Here is a 17,603-nt window from a genome sequence, read left to right as displayed (position 1 = left end):
GACAGGCGATGGCCTTGCTACAGCTGGAGCGCATCAGCGCACAGTACCCCGGCGCGGCGGAACCGGTGCTGGCGGATATTTCCCTGACCCTGGGGCCGAAGCAGTTGCTGGTTGCCCTTGGCCCGTCCGGCAGTGGCAAGACATCGCTGTTGAACCTGATTGCCGGGTTCGTCGAGCCCAGCGCCGGGCAGATCACCCTCGACGGTACGCCGGTCAAGGGCCCGAGCGCCGAGCGCGGCGTGGTGTTCCAGGATGATGCGCTGCTGCCCTGGCAGGACGTGCTGGCAAACGTTGGGTTCGGCCTGGAACTGGCCGGGGTCGCCAAGCAAAAGCGTGAGGCTCGCGCCCGGGAAATGCTTGCCCTCGTGGACCTGGCCGGTTTCGAGCAACGCCGCGTCTGGCAGCTCTCCGGCGGCCAGAAGCAACGCGTCGGCCTGGCCCGGGCATTGGCGGCCGACCCGCGTGTGCTGTTGATGGACGAACCCTTCGGTGCGCTGGACGCCTTCACCCGTGAGCAGATGCAGGAACTGTTGCTGCAGGTCTGGCAGCACACCGCCAAGCCGGTGTTTCTGATCACCCATGACATTGAAGAAGCCGTCTTCCTTGCCACTGACTTGATTCTGCTGGCACCGAACCCGGGGCAGATCGTCGAGCGCCTGAGCCTGGATTTCGGTCAGCGCTACGAGGCAGGGGAGTCGGCGCGGTCGATCAAGTCCGACCCGCGCTTCATCGAAACCCGCGAGCATGTGCTCGCCAAAGTGTTCTCCCAACGCAGCGCCACTCGACCCCAGGAGCGCGCATGAGCAGCTACGAAATTCCAGCCGTGATCCGTGATGCGGCGAACAAGCCCACGGCCAGCGACTTGAGACCCCATCTGAGTACGCGCTGGATCAGTGGCTTGACCTTGATCGCCTTGCTGGCAGCCTGGTGGGCCGTCACCGCCAGCGGTCTGATCGAACCACTGTTCCTGCCCCCGCCGTCGGCCGTGCTGCAAAAAGGCTGGTTGCTGGTGACCCATGGCTACATGGACTCCACTCTCTGGCAACACTTGGCCGCCAGCCTTGAACGCATCGGCCTGGGCCTGTTGTTCGCAGTGCTGACGGCGGTGCCGGTGGGCATCGCCATTGGCGCCAACCGCATCGCGCGCGGCGTGCTCGATCCGTTGATCGAGTTCTACCGGCCGATTCCACCGTTGGCGTACCTGCCGTTGATCGTGATCTGGTGCGGCATCGGCGAGTTGTCGAAGGTACTGCTGATCTACCTGGCGATCTTCGCCCCAATCGCCATTGCCACCGCCACCCGCGTGCGCACCGTCGACCGGGCCAAGCTGCGCGCGGCCCAATCGCTGGGCGCCACACGGGCACAGTTGATTCGCCATGTGATCGTGCCCAGTGCCCTGCCGGACATCCTCACCGGTATTCGCATTGGCCTGGGCGTAGGTTGGTCGACGTTGGTGGCCGCCGAGCTGATTGCCGCCACCAGCGGCCTGGGGTTCATGGTGCAGTCAGCGGCGCAGTTCCTGGTCACCGATGTGGTGGTGCTGGGGATCCTGGTGATCGCACTGATCGCCTTCGCCATGGAAATGGGCTTGCGCGCCCTGCAACGCAAACTGGTGCCCTGGCACGGCCAGACCCATTGAGACCCAATGACCACGCCGTCCATTCGGCGCCCCACCGCGAGAACACGACAATGAGCCGCCCGATCATTACCCCTTTGAGCATCGCCCTTGGCGCGCAGATCAGCGGGATCGATATTAGCCAGCCACTGAGCTCGGAACATCGTGATGTCATCGAGCAGGCCCTGCTTGAGCATCAGGTGCTGTTCTTTCGCGACCAACCAATCGAGCCGACGCAGCAAGCGCGTTTCGCCGCCTATTTTGGTGACCTGCACATTCACCCGATCTACCCCAACGTGCCGGAGCAGCCTGAAGTATTGGTGCTCGACACCGCCGTCACCGATGTCCGCGACAACGCCGTGTGGCACACCGACGTGACCTTCCTCCCGACGCCCGCCCTGGGCGCGGTGCTCAGCGCCAAACTGCTGCCGACGGTGGGCGGCGATACCTTGTGGGCCACCGGCATCGCCGCCTACGAAGCCTTGTCGACACCGTTGAAACACTTGCTGGAAGGCCTGACGGCGACTCATGACTTCACCCGTTCCTTTCCATTGGAACGGTTTGGTAACACCGCCGAGGACCTGGAACGCTGGGAACAAGCACGACGGAAAAACCCGCCGCTGTCCCACCCGGTGATCCGCACCCATCCGGTGAGCGGGCGTCGGTCGCTGTTCGTCAATGAAGGCTTCACCACGCGCATCAACGAACTGTCGGAGACCGAAAGCGAGGCGATCCTGAAACTGCTCTTTGCCCACGCCACTCGCCCGGAGTTCACCCTGCGCTGGCGTTGGCAGGTCAACGACGTGGCGTTCTGGGACAACCGCGTCACCCAGCATTTTGCCGTGGACGACTACCGCCCCGCCCGGCGGGTAATGCACCGGGCGACGGTGTTGGGGGATGTGCCGTTTTTCAAGTAAGGCACTGAATCTGAATTGCTCTTGTGGCGAGGGGATTTATCCCCGCTGGGCTGCGAAGCAGCCCTAAACCTGAGCATGCGGTGTATCAGGTTGATCCAGTTGGCTGCTTGGGGGGGGGCCGCTTCGCAGCCCAGCGGGGATAAATCCCCTCGCCACAGATCATCTCCAGTCACAGGATTGTATGTTCAGCCGAACATCGCTGATCGGCTGATTCATTACTCCGCCGACGAAGGTTTCTCCCAAAGATTGATCCCGCCTTCCTGGGCAAACCGGTCGATCTCGGCCAGTTCTTCGGCGCTGAAGTTCAGGTTCTGCAAGGCGGCGACGTTCTCGATGATCTGCTCCTGCCGACTGGCGCCGATCAGGGCGCTGGTCACGCGGGGATCACGCAGGGTCCAGGCCAGCGCCATCTGGGCCAGGCTCTGGCCGCGACGCTGGGCGATCTCATTGAGCGCACGCACGTGGGCGAGGTTCTCCTCCGACAGGTGCGAAGCCTGCAACGAGCCACCGCCCGGACGATTCACCCGCGCGTCGGCCGGAACGCCCTTGAGGTACTTGTCGGTCAGCAGGCCTTGGGCCAGTGGGGTGAAGGCAATCACACCGGTACCCAATTCGTCGGTGGCGTCCAGCAGGTCTTTTTCCACCCAGCGGTTGAGCAGGTTGTAGGCCGGCTGGTGGATCAGCAGCGGGACTTTCCACTCCTTGAGCAGCGCCGCCATTTCCCGGGTCTTCACCCCGGAATACGAGGAAATACCGATGTACAACGCCTTGCCCTGCTGCACCGCAGTGGCCAGCGCACTGGCGGTTTCTTCCAGTGGCGTATCGGGGTCGAAACGGTGGGAATAGAAGATATCCACATAGTCCAGCCCCAGGCGTTGCAGACTCTGGTCGAGGCTGGCCAGCACGTATTTGCGCGAACCACCGCCCTGGCCGTAAGGCCCCGGCCACATGTCCCAACCGGCCTTGCTGGAGATGATCAACTCATCGCGGTACTGCTTGAAATCTTCGCGCAGCAATCGGCCGAAATTGATCTCGGCGCTGCCGTAGGGCGGGCCGTAGTTGTTCGCCAGGTCGAAGTGGTTGATCCCCAGGTCGAACGCCGTGCGCAGCAAGGCGCGCTGGGTGTCGATGGGCGTACTGTCGCCAAAGTTGTGCCACAACCCCAGCGACAACGCCGGCAGCACCAGACCGCTGCGACCGACGCGGCGGTAAGGAATGGACTCGTAGCGGTTTTGCGCAGCGGTGTAGGTCATCGAAAAGGCTCTCTGTTCGGACGGCTGGTGGCAGAAGCTAACATTTCACAGACGCCTCGGTCAGGCTGAAAGTTCGCATATGAGGTGTGGGAGCGGGCTTGCTCGCGAAAGCGGTGTGTCAGTCAGCACAAATTTCGAATTTGCCGACGCATTCGCGAGCAAGCCCGCTCCCACAGGGTTTTGCAGTGCCAGGAAGTCGGAGGGCACACTAACGCGCCTGCGCAAACACCTCCGCCACCCAATCCACGAATACGCGAACCCGTGGCGACATGAGTCGGTTGTGCGGATAAAGCACCGAGACCGGCATGGACGGTGGTGGGGTGGCAGGGAGGACTTCCTGGATCAGGCCCTGCTGGATCTGCTCTTGCATTCGGTAATGCGGGCATTGGATCAGGCCCAGGCCGGCGATGGCCGAGGCGGCATAGATTTCGGCGCCGGACACCGACAACGAGCCCCCGATCGGCACCTCCTTGAGTTCGCCATCGACCATGAACTCAAACGGATAGAGCTTGCCGGTGGTCCGCGAGACGTAATTCACCGCCCTGTGATGTTTCAAGTCATCGAGGCTTGTCGGTACGCCGTGCTGGCGCAGGTAACCGGGACTGGCACAGGTGATTTGCCGAAGGTTGGCGACACGCCGGCCGATCAATGACGAGTCCGTCAGCGCACCGGAGCGCAGCACGCAATCGACGCCCTCGGCAATCAGGTCGACAAACCGATCCGCCTCGCTGATGAACAGTTCTATTTCGGGGTAGCGGGCCATGAATTGTGGTAACGCCGGAATGACGAAATACCTGGCCTGGGTGCCGTGCAGGTCTACTCTCAGTTTGCCTTTGGGCGCCACGCCGCGAAACGCCAGTTCGGCTTCTTCGAGCTCCGCCAGCAATTGCACGCAGCGTGGGTAGTAGGCTTCGCCATCGAGGGTCGGGCGCACCTTGCGAGTGCTGCGCTCCAGCAAACGAACGCCCAGCCAGGCTTCGAATTGATTGAGCGTGTGGGTCAGCGTGGCCCGGGGCATGTTCAAGTCTTCAGCGGCCAGGGTGAAGCTGCTGCGCTCGTAGATGCGGACAAACACCCTCATCGCCTTGACTTGGTCCATCTGAGCCCCACGCGCTGATTGTTGGAAAAAATTGAACAGTCAAGGCAACTCTCGTGCATTTATCGCCAAGAGTAAACATGTGAATCTGGCCTCAACGGATCACAGCCCCTCAACCTCAAAGGAACCCTCACATGACTGTTCAAAACTCGAAAGTTGCCATCGTGACCGGCGCCTCCCGCGGCATTGGCGCCGAAATCGCCAAGCAACTGGCCAGCGATGGTTTTGCCGTTGTCGTCAATTACGCCAACAGCGCCAGCGAGGCGTCCAGGTTGGTGGTGCAATTGCGCCAGGCTGGCCACCAAGCCATAGCGGTCAAGGCGGACGTATCTTCCGCCGCCGATGTGCGGCGGATGTTCGATGAAACCGAAGCGCAGTTGGGCAAGGTCGATGTGTTGATCAACAACGCTGGCATTCTCCAGGTGATGCCCCTGGCGCAGCACAGCGACGAGCTGTTCGAGCAGACGTTCGCCATCAACACCCGTGGCACCTTCAACACCCTGCGCGAAGCCGCGACCCGGCTGAACGACGGCGGCCGGATCGTGAATTTTTCCAGCAGTACCGTAGGCCTGAACCTACCCGGCTACTCGGTGTACATCGCCAGCAAGGCGGCGGTGGAATCCCTGACCCAGGTGTTTGCCAAGGAACTGCGCGGGCGCCAGATCACGGTGAATGCCGTGGCCCCCGGCCCGGTCGCCACTGAACTGTTCATGCACGGCAAGAGCGAAGAACAGGTGCAGCACTACGCCAAGATGCCGCCCCTGGAACGCCTCGGCCAGCCCCAGGACATTGCCAGCATCATCGCGTTCCTGGTGAGCCCGGCCGCTGGCTGGGTGAATGGGCAGGTCCTGCGGGCCAATGGCGGGCTGGTCTGAGGCTTCGTTCTGCGTCGCCAGTCAAACCGCTATCGCGAGCAAGCTCGCTCCCACAAGGAAATCACTAGCCCTGTAGGAGAGAACCACTTAACCCTGTGGGAGCGAGCCCGCTCGCGATGAGGCCGTGAAGATAGAAAAACCAGGACCTCTGTCAGCGCACCAAATGCAGGAACTGCAAATGCCGCTCGTACTGGTCGAGGATGTCGTTGATGACTTGCTCCTTGGTATAGCCCACCAAATCGTAATCCTGGCTGCCTTCACTCAAGTGCACCTCGGCACGGTAGTAGCGTCGGTTGTTGAGCTCCTTCGAGCCCATGCCGCCGCGGGCGAAGGACGGCGTGAAGTAGCCGCGCATCTGCACCTGGTAAATAAACGGATGCTGCTCCCCGTGGCCGATCTCCAGGCTGACGCTGTCGTTGGCCGGGTCAGGCTGGGTCACCACCGTCAGGCCCTTCTCGACGAACACCGCGGTCACCTCTTCAATGGCCGGACGCACCGTCGTGTCGAGGAAACGGTACACCTCATCACGGGACGGAAAATGCACCGCCTGGCTCAAACGCTGGCGCCAGCCGCCCGTGCCCCGGCGCGCCCCCGACACCGGCGCCAGGGAATGCAATTGCGCGATCTGCTTCTGGGACTCCAGGTAAAACGCCTTGTGCAGGCCCCACATCATCAACAGCAAAATCAACGAGAACGGCAAGGACGTCAGCACCACCGCCGACTTCAAGGCATCGATGCTGCCGGAGAACAACAACGCACTGGTCACCAGGGCCGTCATCGCGCCCCAGAACACCCGCAGCCATTTCGGCCCGTCCTCATCGGGGTTGCCGCCCTTGGCCGACAACGTCGACAGCACCACCGTGCCCGAGTCGGCAGACGTGACGAAAAACACGAAGCTGATGAACACGGTGACCGCGATGACGGTCTTGCTCCAGGGATAGGTTTCCAGCAGCAGGTAAAGGCTCATCGATGGGTTTTCCAGGGCGGACATGCCCAGGGCGCTCATGCCGTGGTTCAACACTTGGTCGATGGCGCTGTTGCCGAAGATCGACATCCACGCCAGGGTGAAACCCAGGGGGATCAGCAACACGCCAAACACGAATTCACGGATGGTGCGACCACGGGAAATCCGTGCGATGAACAGCCCCACGAACGGCGACCACGCGATCCACCAGGCCCAGTAGAACACCGTCCAGCCGCCCAGCCAGTCGCTGGGTTTGTTGTAGGCGTACAGGTCGAAACTCTTCATCGGCAGGGCGCCGAGGTAATCGCCGATGTTCTGGATCAAGGTGTTGAGCAAATGCTGGGTGGGCCCGGCGAACAGCACGAACAGCAACAATGCACAGGCCAACAGCATGTTGATGTCGGACATGACCCGCACGCCCTTGTCGACACCGGCCACCGCCACGAGGATCGCCGCCCCCATCATCAGCACGATCAGGCCGACCTGAATCCACTGGGTGTGGGCGATGCCGAACAGGTAGTCGAGCCCGGAATTGAGGTGCAGCACACCAAAGCCCATGTCCGCGCCGAGGCCGAACACCGTCGCGATAATGCCGAAGCCGTCCACGGCGTAACCGATGGGGCCGTTTATGCGCTTGCCGATCAACGGGTACAACGCCGAACGCAGGGCCAGCGGCAGATTGTGCCGATAGGCGAAGTACGCCAAGGCCATACCGACGAACGCGAAAACGCCCCAGCCGTGCAGGCCCCAGTGCAAGAACAGGATCTGCATGGCCTGGCGCGCCGCCTCGGCGGTACCGGCCTCGCCCTGGGGCGGTTGCACCATGTGGGTCAGCGGCTCGGAAACGCAGAAGAAAAACAGCGTGATGCTGATGCCGGCGGCGAACAGCATGCCGGCCCAGGACAGATAACTGAATTCGGGCTCGTCGTGGTCGGCACCGAGCTTGATCTTGCCGTAGCCGGACAAGGCGGTGACCACCACGAAGACCAGATACAGCGTCATCGCCAGCATGTAGTACCAGCCGACCGTATTGGCCGCCCAGTTCTGCGCGGCCAGCAACCAGGCGCCGGCTTGCGCGGGCATGGCAATCACCACCAGGCCGAACAGCAGGATAAAGGTCGCGGCGAAGTAAAAGACCGGCGGGTTCATGCGGACCAGGCCGCTGGGTGGCAGGGACGAGGCACTCATGAACGAAGCCCCCCGGGGAGCAAAAGGGTGGCAGTGGAATACGGACTCGGCAAAGGCAAGCCTCCTGTTGTGAGCGGGCAGCAAACCGACGGTTTAACTTGAATGAACGTTCAAGTTAAACATGAATAGCCAGCTAAGGACTAATCGCAGGGCTCGACGGTACGTTTCCTACGCGAGCCCGTGGGAGGGTAGACGCTGCCTGGTATGTATTCGTTCAGTGTTCAACAGACACCACACAGCCCCTGTGGGAGCGGGCTTGCTCGCGATGGCGGTAGGTCAGTAAATAAATAGGCCAACTGACCCACCGCTATCGCGAGCAAGCTCGCTCCCACAGGTTTTTCGGCGATCACCCATCATTCGCCACCCCGTTTACACCCCGACCTATGATTGCCGGTTGCCCCTGAATATCGGCGTGCCTATAGTCCAGACATCGCCTACAACCAGTACGGACTCATGATCAAAGAACAGTTGTCTCGCTTTAACCGTCTCGACCTGCTCGACCATCCGACACCGCTGGAAAAACTCGACCGCCTCTCCACCTGGCTCGGCCGGGACATCTATATCAAGCGCGACGACCTGACGCCCCTGGCCTTGGGCGGCAACAAACTGCGCAAGCTCGAATACCTGGCCGCCGATGCCATCGCTCAGGGTGCCGATACCCTCATCACGGCCGGGGCGATCCAGTCCAACCACGTTCGCCAGACCGCCGCCCTGGCCGCGAAGCTCGGCCTGGGTTGTGTCGCCTTGCTGGAAAACCCCATCGGCACCGAAGACAGCAATTACCTGGGCAACGGCAACCGGCTGTTGCTGGAGCTGTTCGACGCCAAGGTCGAGCTGGTGGACAACCTGGACAACGCCGACGAGCAATTGCAGGCCCTCGCCGCTCGCTTGCGCAGCAATGGGAAAAAACCCTACCTGGTGCCGATTGGCGGCTCGAACGCCTTGGGCGCGCTGGGGTATGTGCGTGCTGGCCTGGAACTGGCCGAGCAGATCAAGGACACCGGGATCGAGTTCGCTGCCGTGGTACTGGCCTCGGGCAGTGCCGGGACCCACAGCGGCCTGGCGCTGGCGTTGAGTGAAAGCCTGCCGGCGCTTGCGGTCATTGGCGTCACGGTTTCCCGCAGCGAGGAGGACCAGTTTCCGAAGGTCCAGGGCCTGGCCGAGCGCACGGCAGCGTTGCTGGACGTCGCCCTTCCAGAAGCGTTCAAGGTGAACCTGTGGGATGAATACTTCGCCCCTCGCTACGGTGAACCGAATGCCGGGACACTGGCGGCGGTCAAGCTGCTGTCCAGCCAGGAAGGCCTGTTGCTCGATCCGGTCTACACGGGCAAGGCCATGGCCGGCCTGCTCGACGGCATTGGCCGCGACCGTTTCGACGAAGGCCCGATCATCTTCCTGCACACCGGCGGCGCACCGGCGTTGTTTGCCTATAGTGCGGCGTTCCAGGCTTAGTGAAGACTTCGGTGGAAGCCTTCTGTGGGAGCGAGCTTGCTCGCGATAGCGGCATGTCAGCTGCATAAATTTCTGCTGATCCACCGCGATCGCGAGCAAGCTCGCTCCCACAAATTTTCATTCCAAATAAACATATGCGTTTTATTTAATATTATTTTCCAATCTATAAAAGCCAACTTATAGTCTCGCCGCAGGCGCATTTGCCGCGAGACGCCCAGGCTGCTTTAAGGCAGGATGTGGCAATCTTTTCGGATCGCGGCTACGCCTTATCTCAGCCAAAATAACCTCTTCATAAGAAAACACAGGGGCTTGTCATGAATTTTTCCGCATTACGTCGCAACCTGTTGGTGGGTTCGCTGGGCCTGGCATTGAGCGCCGGGCTGCTGGGGCAAGCAGTTGCCGGTGAGCAACTGCAAGCAATCAAGGACAAAGGCGAAATCAAGATCGGCTTGGAAGGTACTTATCCACCGTTCAGCTTCGTTGATGACAGCGGCAAGCTGACCGGCTTCGAAGTGGAATTCTCCGAAGCCCTGGCCAAGGAACTGGGGGTGAAGGTCAAGCTGCAGACGACCCCATGGGCCGGCATCCTCGCGGCGTTGGAATCCAAGCGTCTGGACGCCGTGGTCAACCAGGTGACCATCTCCGAAGAACGTAAGAAAAAGTATGACTTCTCCGAGCCGTACACCATTTCCGGGATTCAAGCGCTGGTACTGACCAAGAAAGCCGACGAGCTGAACATCAAGAAGGCCGCTGACCTGGACGGTAAAAAAGTCGGCGTGGGCCTGGGCACCAACTACGAACAGTGGGTAAAAGCTGAAGTACCGGGCGCCCAAGTCAAAACCTACGATGACGACCCCACCAAGTTCCAGGACCTGCGCGTCGGCCGTATCGATACCATCCTGATCGACCGCCTGGCCGCGCTGGAATACGCCAAGAAAGCCAAGGACACCACCGTCACCAGCGAAGCCTTTTCGCGTCAGGAGTCCGGCATTGCCCTGCGCAAAGGCGAGCCTGAGTTGCTGGCGGCCGTGAACAAGGCCATCGAGAAACTGCGCGCCGACGGTACGCTGAAAAAGCTTTCGGAAAAATACTTCAGCGCTGACGTTACCCAATAATGGAAGCAGCTCTTCAACTCGCACTGGACTCCGCGCCCTTTTTGCTCAAGGGCGCGTATTACACGGTCATCCTCAGCCTGGGCGGCATGTTTTTCGGCTTGCTGCTGGGGTTCGGCCTGGCGCTGATGCGCTTGTCGCGCTTCAAACTGGTGAACTGGATCGCCCGCATCTACGTGTCGTTCTTTCGCGGCACGCCGTTGCTGGTGCAGTTGTTCGTGATCTATTACGGGTTGCCGCAACTGGGCATCGAGCTGGATCCTCTGCCCGCGGCCCTGATCGGTTTCTCGCTGAACATGGCCGCCTATGCGTGTGAAATCCTGCGGGCCGCCATCAGTTCCATCGAGCGCGGCCAGTGGGAAGCGGCGGCGAGTATCGGCATGACCCGCGCCCAGACCCTGCGCCGGGCCATCCTGCCGCAAGCCGCACGTACGGCCCTGCCGCCGTTGGGGCAACAGCTTCATTTCCCTGGTCAAGGACACCGCGCTGGCGGCGACCATCCAGGTGCCGGAGCTGTTCCGCCAGGCGCAGCTGATCACCGCACGAACCTTCGAAATCTTCACCATGTACCTTGCCGCCGCGCTGATCTATTGGGTTCTTGCCACCGTGCTCTCGCACCTGCAGAACGTCCTGGAAGCCCGGGTCAATCGGCATGACCAGGAGTCCTGACCCATGATTGTCGTGGAAAAACTGACAAAGCAGTTCAAGGGTCAGGTGGTGCTCAACGGCATCGACCTGAAGATCGAAGAAGGCGAAGTGGTTGCGATCATCGGCCCTAGCGGCTCGGGCAAGACGACGTTCCTGCGCTGCCTGAACTTCCTCGAAGAGCCTTCCAGCGGCCGGATCAAGGTCGGCGACATCGAGATCGATGGCAGCCGCCCGCTGAACCAGCAACAGGGCCTGGTGCGCCGTTTACGCCAGCAGGTGGGCTTCGTGTTCCAGAACTTCAACCTGTTCCCCCATCGCACCGCGCTGGAGAACGTGATCGAAGGCCCGCTGGTGGTGAAAAAGACTCCACGCGCAGAAGCCGAGGTCCTGGGCCGCAAGCTCTTGGCCAAGGTCGGCCTGTCCGGCAAGGAAGACGCCTACCCACGACGTCTTTCCGGTGGCCAGCAACAGCGCGTGGCGATCGCCCGGGCGTTGGCGATGGAACCGGCGGTGATCCTGTTCGACGAGCCGACCTCGGCCCTCGATCCGGAGCTGGTGGGCGAGGTCCTGGCAACCATTCGCGGCCTGGCCGAAGAAAAACGCACCATGGTCATCGTGACCCACGAAATGGGCTTCGCCCGGGACGTCGCTAACCGTGTGGTGTTTTTCGACAAAGGCGTGATCGTCGAACAAGGCGAAGCCAAGGCTTGGTTTGCAGCCCCCAAGGAAGAACGTACGCGACAGTTCCTCAGCAAGTTTCTCTCTGCCGGACACGACAGCCAGTAAATCAGCGTTATCACTTCCAGGGATGGAAGTGAGGCCGTCGCACAACTAATACGCCATCGCTATTCACTTCACCCGAACGACACAACTTGCAACTTCCGCCCTACTAACTTCTTCAATTGCTCTATATAGGCAGCAGTCTGTATAGACCTCTCGTAACATATCCCTGCAGCCCAGCCCTCTAAAGCCTAGTTGCCATACGCTGTTTCGAGCCCTTGTCGGAAAACCGACAAGCCTAGGAAATTTGCCTGCCGCGCCGCGCATTCTTAACACGCACGCGTAGGATGTTTCTGAAGCCTTTCACAATGAGTTATTAGGCAAGTGCCTCTATTGACACTGAAACTATTGACCCTTTATCTAGTGCCCAACAGGCAACGCACATTATTTGATGTTTGCGCAGTGACTAGACGCAGACAGCCCATAGGGCTGCGCAAATAAAAATATGTCGCGATGATCCATCGCCTTTTGATCTTCCCGAAACGGACTTAGTTTTCAAGCATCAAGGAGAACACCATGACATGTAAGTCGAAGAGTCCTGAACTGGCCGCCCCCACCCTGGCCAATGCCCACCCTACTGGCATCAATATCGCCAACGCCGCTCACTTGGAGGTGATTATTGCGCCTTACCCCGGCATGGACGTGGGCGATCTGATCGAACTGTTCTGGGACAACTGCTACGTCGGCTCGCGCGTGCTGTCGCAGGCCGATGTGTCGGGCCCCATCACCCTCCGCGTCCCGGAGAGTTTTATCGTCAACGGTACCTCGCGCATCCATTATCGGGTAATGCAGGTTGGACGCGGGCCGGCGCTATCGGCCAAGCAACAGGTGCAGGTGAAGCTCGATTGTCCCGGCGGCCAACCGTCAGCCCAGAGCGGCGACGAGAACCAGAGCCTGGCGCCGGTGCGCATTCCCGCCACCATCCGGCGCCAAGGGGTGAACCCGAACCAGATCAAGCGCGGCGTACCGCTGACCATCGAGCCCTACCGGAACATGGCCGCCGGCGATGCCGTGACCCTGCGCTGGGGCGATGTGCGCATGGACTTGCCTGCGCTCACCACCAGCGAAGTCGGCCAGCCGATCAATATCTGGGTCCCGCCGCAGATCATCCTGGAGGCGGGAGAAGACCTGCGCCTGGAAGTGACCTACTGCATCCTCGACCGCGTGGGCAACAACTCCCACTGGGCACCGCCACGGACGTTGAAGATCGGTTGCGCCAATCCGTACTTGAGCACGTCACCGAAACCGGCGTTCATGGCCGCCGAAACGCGCCGCCGAGAGCCATGATGCAAACGTTTCGGCGATACACATACTTTTGTGGCGAGGGAGCTTGCTCCCGCTTGGGCTGTGGGAGCAAAGCTTGCTCGCGAAACAGGCGCCTCGATTCTGCAAGACCGCATCCTGTCCATCGCGGGCAAGCCTTGCTCCCACATAGCGGGAGCAAGCTCCCTCGCCACGAAAAGCGGCTTCGCCCCTAAGCGAGCATACGGTCCTCCATTTAAAACCAACCTATATATATTCCTAAAAGTTAGTTCAAAAATAAATTACACACGATTAGGGTATATAAACCGGACCACCGGACATTCTTGATTTTTGCTCGCCGCCTTCATCGCGGCGTTTCTTGAGATGTGAGGTGGGTATGGAACGGAACACAATCACCCCAGTGCAGTATGCCGAGGCACTGCCCGCAGCCACGGAGTGGCTGTAATGTCGGATCTGGCGCAAGCAAAGGTCCAGAGCGACCAGGACATCGCTCCGCTGTTGTTGCCCGCACAGGTGTTGCGCAACGATGCCGAGGCGATCAAAGCCGCCCATGAACTGGCACAAGTGGCTCGTCAGCAAGCCGCCCGTCGTGACCAGCAACGCAAGCTGCCCTGGGCGGAAATCGAGCAATTCACCCGCAGCGGACTGGGCAGCATCGCCATCCCCCGGGCCTACGGCGGCCCGCAGGTGTCGTTCGTCACCCTGGCCGACGTGTTCGCAATCATTTCCGCCGCCGACCCGGCCCTGGGACAGATCCCGCAAAACCAGTTCGGCGTGCTCCAGCTGATTCTCGGTACCGGCACCGAGCGGCAGAAAAAAATCCTGTTGCAGAGCGTGCTCGAAGGCTGGCGCATCGGCAACGCCGGGCCCGAACGTGGCACCCGCAACACCCTTGAACTCAAGGCGCGGATCACCGCCGACGGTGACGGGTTCGTCATCAATGGCCAGAAGTTCTATTCCACTGGGGCACTGTTCGCCCACTGGGTCGCGGTCAAGGCGCTGAATGACGAGGGCCGGCAAGTACTGGCGTTCGTGCGGCGCGGCACCCCTGGCCTGCGGATCGTCGACGATTGGTCGGGCTTCGGCCAGCGCACCACGGCCAGCGGCACCGTGCTGTTGAACAATGTGCGGGTGGATGCCGAGTTGGTCCTGGAGAACTGGCGCATCAACGAAACGCCCGGCGTGCAAGGGGCGATTTCCCAACTGATCCAGGCCGCCATCGATGCCGGCATCGCCCGTGGCGCCATCGACGATGCCATCGCCTTCGTGCGCGAACGGGCCCGGCCCTGGATCGACGCCAAGGTCGAGCGGGCCAGTGATGACCTCTACGTGATCGCCGACATCGGCAAACTGAAAATCGAGTTGCACGCCGCCGAAGCGTTGCTGCGCAAGGCCGGACAAGTACTGGACCAAGTCAGTGCCGCGCCCATCACAGCGCAATCGTCCGCTCGCGCCTCGATTGCCGTGGCCGAAGCCAAGGCGCTCACCACCGAGATCGCCCTGCATGCCAGCGAAAAACTGTTCGAGCTGGCCGGCAGCCGCGCCACCCTCGCCGAATTCAATCTCGATCGCCACTGGCGCAACGCACGGGTCCACACCCTGCACGATCCGGTGCGCTGGAAGTATCACGCGGTAGGCGCCTACCACCTGAACGGCACCTTGCCGGCCCGGCATTCCTGGATCTGACGACCCGACCTCTGGAGCAGTACATGACGCTTTCCCAACACGTCGCGGTGATCACCAGCGATGAACAAGCCCTGATCGTGGCCAGCGACCTGGCCGATGACTTCAAGCGCGACAGCGCCCTGCGCGACCGCGAGCGCCGCTTGCCGTACCCGGAGCTGGAGGCCTTTTCCCGCTCCGGCCTGTGGGGCATCAGTGTGCCCAAGGCCTATGGCGGCGCCCGGTGTGTCCAACGTCACCCTGGCCAAAGTCATTGCGCTGATTGCTCAGGCTGACGGCTCTCTGGGGCAGATCCCACAAAACCACTTCTATGCCTTGGAAGTGCTGCGGGTGAACGGCAGCGAGTCGCAGAAACAACGCCTGTACGCCGAAGTATTGGCCGGCCAGCGTTTTGGCAATGCGTTAGCGGAGCTCGGCACCAAGACCGCCCACGACCGCATCACCCAACTGCGCCGTGACGGCGAGGGCTATCGCATCAACGGCCGCAAGTTCTACGCCACGGGGGCAATCTATGCCCAGCGCATCCCCACATCAGTGGTAGATGAAAACGGCGTGCAACAACTGGCGTTTGTTCCTCGCAACAGCAAAGGCCTGACGGTGATCGACGACTGGAGCGGTTTCGGCCAGCGCACCACGGGCAGCGGTTCGGTGGTGTTCGAAGATGTCTATGTCACCGCCAACGACATCGTGCCCTTCCAGAACGCTTTCGAACGTCCCACTCCGGTGGGGCCGCTGGCGCAGATTCTTCACGCCGCCATCGACACCGGCATCGCCCGCGCCGCCTATGAAGACGCCCTGCATTTTGTTCGCAGCAAAACCCGCCCCTGGATCGACGCCACCAGCGACGTCGCCACCGAAGATCCGCACACCCTCAAGAGTTTCGGCCAACTGAGCATTCGCCTGCATGCCGCCGAAGCCCTGTTGGAACGCGCCGGTGAATTCCTCGACCGGGCCCAGGCCGACACCCAGGCCGACACGGTCGCCGCCGCCTCGATTGCCGTGGCCGAAGCCCGCGCCATCAGCACCGAAATTTCCCTGGCCGCCAGCAGCACGCTGTTCGAACTGGCCGGCAGCCAGGCGACCCTGGCCGAACATGGCCTCGACCGTCACTGGCGCAACGCCCGGGTGCACACCCTGCATGACCCGGTGCGCTGGAAATATCACGCGGTGGGCAACTTCTACCTCAACGATGAAAAACCGCCGCTGCGGGGGACGATCTGATGGCGGCCGGCAAGAAAAAAATTCTCCTCAATGCCTTCAACATGAACTGCATCGGGCACATCAACCATGGCCTGTGGACTCATCCCCAGGACACCTCGACTCAGTTCAACACCCTCGAATACTGGACCGCCCTGGCGCAATTGCTCGAGCGCGGGTTGTTCGACGGGCTGTTCATCGCCGACATCGTCGGGGTCTATGACGTGTACCAACAGTCAGTGGACGTCACGCTCAAGGAGTCGATCCAACTGCCGGTCAATGACCCGCTGTTGTTAGTGTCCGCGATGGCCGCCGTGACCAAAAACCTCGGCTTCGGCCTCACCGCCAACCTGACCTACGAACCGCCCTACCTGTTTGCCCGACGCATGAGCACCCTCGACCACCTGAGTCGCGGCCGGGTCGGCTGGAACATCGTCACCGGCTATCTGGACAGCGCAGCCAAGGCCATGGGTCTGACAACGCAGGTCGAGCATGACCGCCGCTACGACCAGGCCGATGAATACCTGCAAGTGCTCTACAAATTGTGGGAGGGCAGTTGGGAAAACGACGCGGTCATCAACGACCGCGCGCAGCGGATTTATGCCCTGCCGGAGAAAGTGCACAAGGTCCGGCACCAGGGCGAGTTCTATCAGGTCGAGGGCTATCACCTGTGCGAACCGTCGCCCCAACGCACCCCGGTGCTGTTCCAGGCCGGCAGTTCCGAGCGCGGCTTGTTGTTCGCCGGGCGGCATGCCGAGTGCGTGTTCATCAGCGGCCAGAACAAATCGGCGACCAAGGCCCAGGTGGACAAGGTCCGCGCCAGCGCCGCCGAGGCCGGGCGCAACTCCGGGGACATTAAGGTGTTCATGGGCTTGAACGTGATCGTCGGCGAGACCGAAGCGGTCGCCTGGGCCAAGCATGCCGAGTACCTGGGCTACGCCAGCGCCGAGGCCGGGGTGGCGCATTTTTCCGCGTCGACGGGGATCGATTTCTCCCAGTACGAACTGGATGAGCCGATCCAGTACGTCAAGAGCAACGCCATCCAATCAGCCACCAAGACCCTGCAGAACAACGATTGGACCCGGCGCAAATTGCTGGAGCAACACGCCCTGGGCGGTCGCTACATCACCCTGGTCGGATCGCCCGAACAGGTGGCCGATGAGTTGGAATCGTGGATCGCCGAAACCGGCCTCGACGGCTTCAACCTGACCCGTATCGTCACGCCGCAAAGCTACGTGGACTTCATCGACCTGGTGATCCCCGAGTTGCAGCGACGCGGCTCGTACAAGACCGAATACGACAACGGCACCCTGCGCGAAAAGCTGTTTCACGCAGAGGCCCATTTGCCCGAACAACACACCGGCTCGACCTACCGGCACTGACCCTGGGGCTACCGACACTGACCCTGTGGGAACAAGGCACTGTGGGAGCAAAGCTTGCTCGCGATGCGGACACCTCGGTTTTTGAGAGACCGCATCAACTTCATCGCGGGCAAGCCTTGCTCCCACATCGCTCTGTTCACCACAAAAAATATGCACCGCCTCCTAAAATGACTGGAAC

Annotated in this window: 13 protein-coding genes and 2 pseudogenes; 12 read left to right on the top strand and 3 right to left on the bottom strand. The window is 61.3% G+C overall.

Annotation, left to right across the window (positions count from 1 at the left end):
• The first annotated feature begins 8 nt into the window (after positions 1-8).
• The 3 genes from tauB to tauD are packed head-to-tail and all read left to right on the top strand — an operon-like array spanning position 9 to position 2,532.
• Positions 9-803: a taurine ABC transporter ATP-binding subunit gene (gene tauB, locus PSH84_RS05980; RefSeq protein ID WP_305469218.1), complete on the top strand. Its 795-nt coding sequence runs from the start codon at positions 9-11 to the stop codon at positions 801-803.
• Positions 800-1,639, top strand: coding sequence for a taurine ABC transporter permease TauC (tauC, locus tag PSH84_RS05975; RefSeq protein WP_305482407.1), 840 nt, complete (start codon positions 800-802; stop codon positions 1,637-1,639). Before tauB ends, tauC begins: the two co-directional genes overlap by 4 nt.
• 50 nt (positions 1,640-1,689) lie before the next feature.
• Complete coding sequence (gene tauD, locus PSH84_RS05970; protein ID WP_305482406.1) at positions 1,690-2,532, top strand: taurine dioxygenase; 843 nt, start codon at positions 1,690-1,692, stop codon at positions 2,530-2,532.
• A 215-nt stretch (positions 2,533-2,747) separates the two neighbouring features.
• Here tauD and mgrA read toward each other — a convergent pair whose 3' ends face one another.
• Both mgrA and PSH84_RS05960 read right to left on the bottom strand, forming a co-directional pair.
• Positions 2,748-3,785, bottom strand: a complete 1,038-nt coding sequence (mgrA, locus tag PSH84_RS05965; RefSeq protein ID WP_305482405.1) for an L-glyceraldehyde 3-phosphate reductase — start codon at positions 3,783-3,785, stop codon at positions 2,748-2,750.
• Positions 3,786-3,993: 208 nt separating this feature from the next.
• Positions 3,994-4,884 carry a LysR family transcriptional regulator gene (locus PSH84_RS05960; protein ID WP_305469214.1) on the bottom strand — a complete coding sequence of 297 codons (891 nt, stop codon included), beginning with the start codon at positions 4,882-4,884 and terminating at the stop codon, positions 3,994-3,996.
• Positions 4,885-5,015: 131 nt separating this feature from the next.
• Between PSH84_RS05960 and PSH84_RS05955 the strand changes: the two genes are divergently transcribed.
• Positions 5,016-5,756: an SDR family oxidoreductase gene (locus PSH84_RS05955; RefSeq protein ID WP_305482404.1), complete on the top strand. Its 741-nt coding sequence runs from the start codon at positions 5,016-5,018 to the stop codon at positions 5,754-5,756.
• A gap of 151 nt (positions 5,757-5,907) precedes the next feature.
• Here the strand turns inward: PSH84_RS05955 and betT are convergent, their stop codons facing one another.
• Complete coding sequence (gene betT / locus PSH84_RS05950; RefSeq protein ID WP_163006691.1) at positions 5,908-7,869, bottom strand: choline transporter BetT; 1,962 nt, start codon at positions 7,867-7,869, stop codon at positions 5,908-5,910.
• A gap of 492 nt (positions 7,870-8,361) precedes the next feature.
• Here betT and PSH84_RS05945 point away from each other — a divergent pair, with 492 nt between their 5' ends.
• The 8 genes and pseudogenes from PSH84_RS05945 to PSH84_RS05910 all read left to right on the top strand — a co-directional run bounded on the left by PSH84_RS05945 (position 8,362) and on the right by PSH84_RS05910 (position 17,425).
• Positions 8,362-9,360, top strand: coding sequence for a D-cysteine desulfhydrase (locus PSH84_RS05945; protein ID WP_305469210.1), 999 nt, complete (start codon positions 8,362-8,364; stop codon positions 9,358-9,360).
• A 314-nt stretch (positions 9,361-9,674) separates the two neighbouring features.
• Complete coding sequence (tcyJ, locus tag PSH84_RS05940) at positions 9,675-10,475, top strand: cystine ABC transporter substrate-binding protein (protein ID WP_122565177.1); 801 nt, start codon at positions 9,675-9,677, stop codon at positions 10,473-10,475.
• Positions 10,475-11,141 (top strand): annotated as a pseudogene (gene tcyL / locus PSH84_RS05935) (cystine ABC transporter permease). Before tcyJ ends, tcyL begins: the two are co-directional and overlap by 1 nt.
• Positions 11,142-11,144: 3 nt before the next feature.
• Entirely contained in the window at positions 11,145-11,906 is a 762-nt protein-coding gene (gene tcyN / locus PSH84_RS05930) for an L-cystine ABC transporter ATP-binding protein TcyN (protein ID WP_305482403.1), read from the top strand.
• A gap of 510 nt (positions 11,907-12,416) precedes the next feature.
• The gene (locus PSH84_RS05925) at positions 12,417-13,187 is read left to right on the top strand and encodes a hypothetical protein (RefSeq protein ID WP_122565175.1); all 771 of its coding nucleotides are present in this window, start codon (positions 12,417-12,419) and stop codon (positions 13,185-13,187) included.
• Positions 13,188-13,607: 420 nt separating this feature from the next.
• Entirely contained in the window at positions 13,608-14,849 is a 1,242-nt protein-coding gene (locus PSH84_RS05920; protein WP_122565174.1) for an SfnB family sulfur acquisition oxidoreductase, read from the top strand.
• A gap of 23 nt (positions 14,850-14,872) precedes the next feature.
• Positions 14,873-16,067 (top strand): annotated as a pseudogene (locus PSH84_RS05915) (SfnB family sulfur acquisition oxidoreductase).
• Positions 16,067-17,425, top strand: a complete 1,359-nt coding sequence (locus PSH84_RS05910; protein ID WP_305482402.1) for an LLM class flavin-dependent oxidoreductase — start codon at positions 16,067-16,069, stop codon at positions 17,423-17,425. Before PSH84_RS05915 ends, PSH84_RS05910 begins: the two are co-directional and overlap by 1 nt.
• The last annotated feature ends 178 nt before the right edge of the window (positions 17,426-17,603 follow it).

The organism is Pseudomonas beijingensis (genome assembly GCF_030687295.1).
In the GTDB taxonomy this organism is placed as follows: domain Bacteria; phylum Pseudomonadota; class Gammaproteobacteria; order Pseudomonadales; family Pseudomonadaceae; genus Aquipseudomonas; species Aquipseudomonas beijingensis.
This window is presented reverse-complemented; position numbering and strand designations above follow the sequence as displayed.